The organism is Achromobacter sp. (assembly GCF_036567245.1).
GTDB lineage: Bacteria > Pseudomonadota > Gammaproteobacteria > Burkholderiales > Burkholderiaceae_B > Achromobacter.
This window is the reverse complement of the sequence record NZ_DATCUY010000541.1, coordinates 1-2,543: the sequence shown is the minus strand read 5'-3', so window position 1 is coordinate 2,543 and position 2,543 is coordinate 1. Positions and strand designations below refer to the sequence as shown.

General features: G+C 67.0%; 3 protein-coding genes. 1 reads left to right on the top strand and 2 read right to left on the bottom strand.

Translation table 11 applies throughout. The annotated features are described in order from the left end of the window. Together VIR09_RS22930 and VIR09_RS22925 are read right to left on the bottom strand one after the other, a co-directional pair. Positions 1–599: enoyl-CoA hydratase/isomerase family protein (locus VIR09_RS22930; protein ID WP_332014938.1), on the bottom strand; the 599-nt coding region annotated here is incomplete at its 3' end. 53 nt (positions 600–652) lie between these two features. After that, entirely contained in the window at positions 653–1,648 is a 996-nt protein-coding gene (locus VIR09_RS22925) for a tripartite tricarboxylate transporter substrate binding protein (RefSeq protein WP_332014937.1), read from the bottom strand. Between the two features lie 128 nt (positions 1,649–1,776). Here VIR09_RS22925 and VIR09_RS22920 point away from each other — a divergent pair, with 128 nt between their 5' ends. Continuing rightward, positions 1,777–2,478, top strand: a complete 702-nt coding sequence (locus VIR09_RS22920) for a GntR family transcriptional regulator (protein WP_332014936.1) — start codon at positions 1,777–1,779, stop codon at positions 2,476–2,478. Positions 2,479–2,543 lie beyond the last annotated feature (65 nt).

Sequence of the window (2,543 nt, the reverse complement as noted above, 5' to 3'; positions counted from 1 at the left end):
GCTTCCGCGGCGACCTGGTCATCGGGCGCCACGCGCGTGACCACGCCCAGGCGCAGCGCTTCCTGCGCGTCGAAGATGGTGCCTTCCAGCAGCACCTGCAGCGCGGCGGACGGGCCGACCAGGCGCACCAGCGGCGCCAGTTCCGAGTACGACATCACCAGCCCGAGGTTCTTGATGGGCACGCCGAAGCGCGAGCTCGCGCCGCAGATGCGGATGTCGGCCAGGCTGGCGATCTCCATGCCCCCGCCCACGCAGATGCCGTGTATCTGCGCCACCACGGGATGGCGGCAGTTGCCGATGGCCTCGATGGTCCGGCGCATGACGGCGCCGTATTCGATGGCCTGGCGCTTGTTGCTGCGGGCGGTCTCGAATTCGCTGATGTCGTTGCCCGGCGAGAAGGCTTTTTCGCCTGCGCCGCGCAGCAGCACGCAGCGCACGCTGTCGTCGGCGTCCAGCTCCAGGAAGGCGTCGCCCAGCAGCCGCCAGCTGTCTATGGTGAAGGCGTTGAGCTTTTCCGGGCGGTTCAGTACCACGGTCACGATATCGCCGTCGCGCTGGCGCAGGATGGGGGAGGAATCGGAAGTGGGGGTAGCGCTCATGGTGTTCCTTTGCTTGGGCGGGGGCGCACCCCCCGCCGGATTGCTGCGGGGGGTTACTGCTTGGTCAGGCCCAGGCTGGCGGTGAGCTTGCCGTACTTGCTCCATTCATCCTGCACGTAGCTGGCGAAGGCCGCGGGATTGGCCGGGCCGCCGCCCAGTTCCATGCCCTGGTCGGCCAGCTTGGCCTTGATTTCGGGATCAGCCAGTGTCTGGCTCAGGGCCTGGTCGAGCTTGTCCAGCACGGGCTTGGGCAGCTTGGCGGGGGCCAGCACCGCGTACCACTGCACCACGTCCAGGCCCTTGATGCCGGACTCGGCCAGCGTGGGCACGTCGGGCAGGCGCTTGCTGCGTTCGGTGCTGGTCACGGCCAGCGGACGCAGCTTGCCGGCCTGGATCTGGTTGATGGCGCCGGGCAGGGTGTCGAAGTTCATGTCCACGCTGCCGCCCAGCAGGTCGGTCATGGCTTGGCCGCTGCCCTTGTAGGGCACGTGCTCCATGCTGACGCCGGCGATCTGCGAGAAGCGCGCCGCGCTCAGGTGCTGCGGGCTGCCCATGCCGGAAGACGCGTAGGTCAGCTGCTTGGGCTTGGCGCGGGCGTCGTCCACCAGGTTCTGCACGCTGGCGTAGCTGTGCTTGGCCGGGTTGATCACCAGCACATTGGGCACCGAGCCGATGTAGCGCACCGGCGTGAAATCCTTGATCGGGTCGACGCTGGACTGCACCACGTAGGGCGCGGCGACGGTGGATTGCATATTGGCGAGCAGCAGGGTGTAGCCGTCCGGATCGGCCTTGGCCACGAAGTCGGCCGCGATCAGGCCGGAGGCGCCGGGCTTGTTCTCGACCACGACCTGCTGGCCCAGCAGCGCGGACAGGCGCGCGGACAGGATGCGGGCCGACACGTCGGTGCCGCCGCCGGGCACGAAACCGACGATCAGGCGTACCGGCCGTTCCGGCCATTTGGATGCGTCCTGCGCCAGGGCGGGGCTGGCGGCGGCCAGGCTGGCGGTCAGCGCCAGGGCGCCGGCCCAGGCGCGAGCGTGCTTATACATATGGGTCTCCTTGGTGGATGTAAGCCTGCCCGCGTGTTGCTTGATCTATGATGGGGTCAGGTTGGTATGCCTTTGGTGTTTGGTATACCAGATACAAAAATAGTCGAATTAACGAGTGCGAACAACTCATGGCTAACCCTGAAGTTATGGACCAGCCCGTCCCCGATTTGGCCATCCATCACCCCACGCTGCCGGCCGTGGTGGCGGAAAAACTGCGGCAGCTCATCATCGACGGTACCTTCAAGCCGGGCACCTGGCTCAACGAGCGGGACCTGTGCGACCAGCTGAAGATTTCGCGCACGCCGCTGCGCGAGGCCTACCGCATGCTGGCCTCTGATGGCCTGGTGACCTTGCAGCCCAAGCGCGGCGCGATGGTGATCGAGTTGTCGGCCGATGATGTCGAGAACATCTTCGATGTGCTGTCGGTGTTGGAGGGGCTGGCCGTGCGCAGCGCCGCCGAGCGTGCGACGGACGCGGAACTGGCGCACATCGCGCAACTGCACGCGCAGATGCTGCTCGGGTATCAGCAGCGTGACATCCGCGCGTATTTCGCGGCCAGCATGGGCACGCACATCGCCATCAATCGCGCCGCCCACAACCCGGCGCTTACGCATTCCTATGACAGGCTGAACCTGCAGGTGCAGGCGCTGCGCTACAAGTCGAACTTCGATATCGACGAATGGACGGCGGCGGTGGCCGACCATGAGGCCTTCGTGCAGGCGCTGATGCGGCGCGATGGCGAGCTTGCCGAGTCGCTCATCCGCAAGCACGTGGGCAGCAAGAAGACCTACAACCTGCGCGGGCGCGCGGGTGGGGCGGCCAAGGCCTGAGCAAGCCTTTGGTTTGTGCGGGCGGCGCGCGGCCCAGGGCCGGCGGTCCGCCCGCTGGCGCGATC

Coding starts and splice junctions, on each gene's coding strand:
- VIR09_RS22925 (WP_332014937.1), bottom strand. CDS start 1,648: ATGTATAAGCACGCTCGCGCCTGGGCCGGCGCCCTGGCGCTGACCGCC.
- VIR09_RS22920 (WP_332014936.1), top strand. CDS start 1,777: ATGGCTAACCCTGAAGTTATGGACCAGCCCGTCCCCGATTTGGCCATC.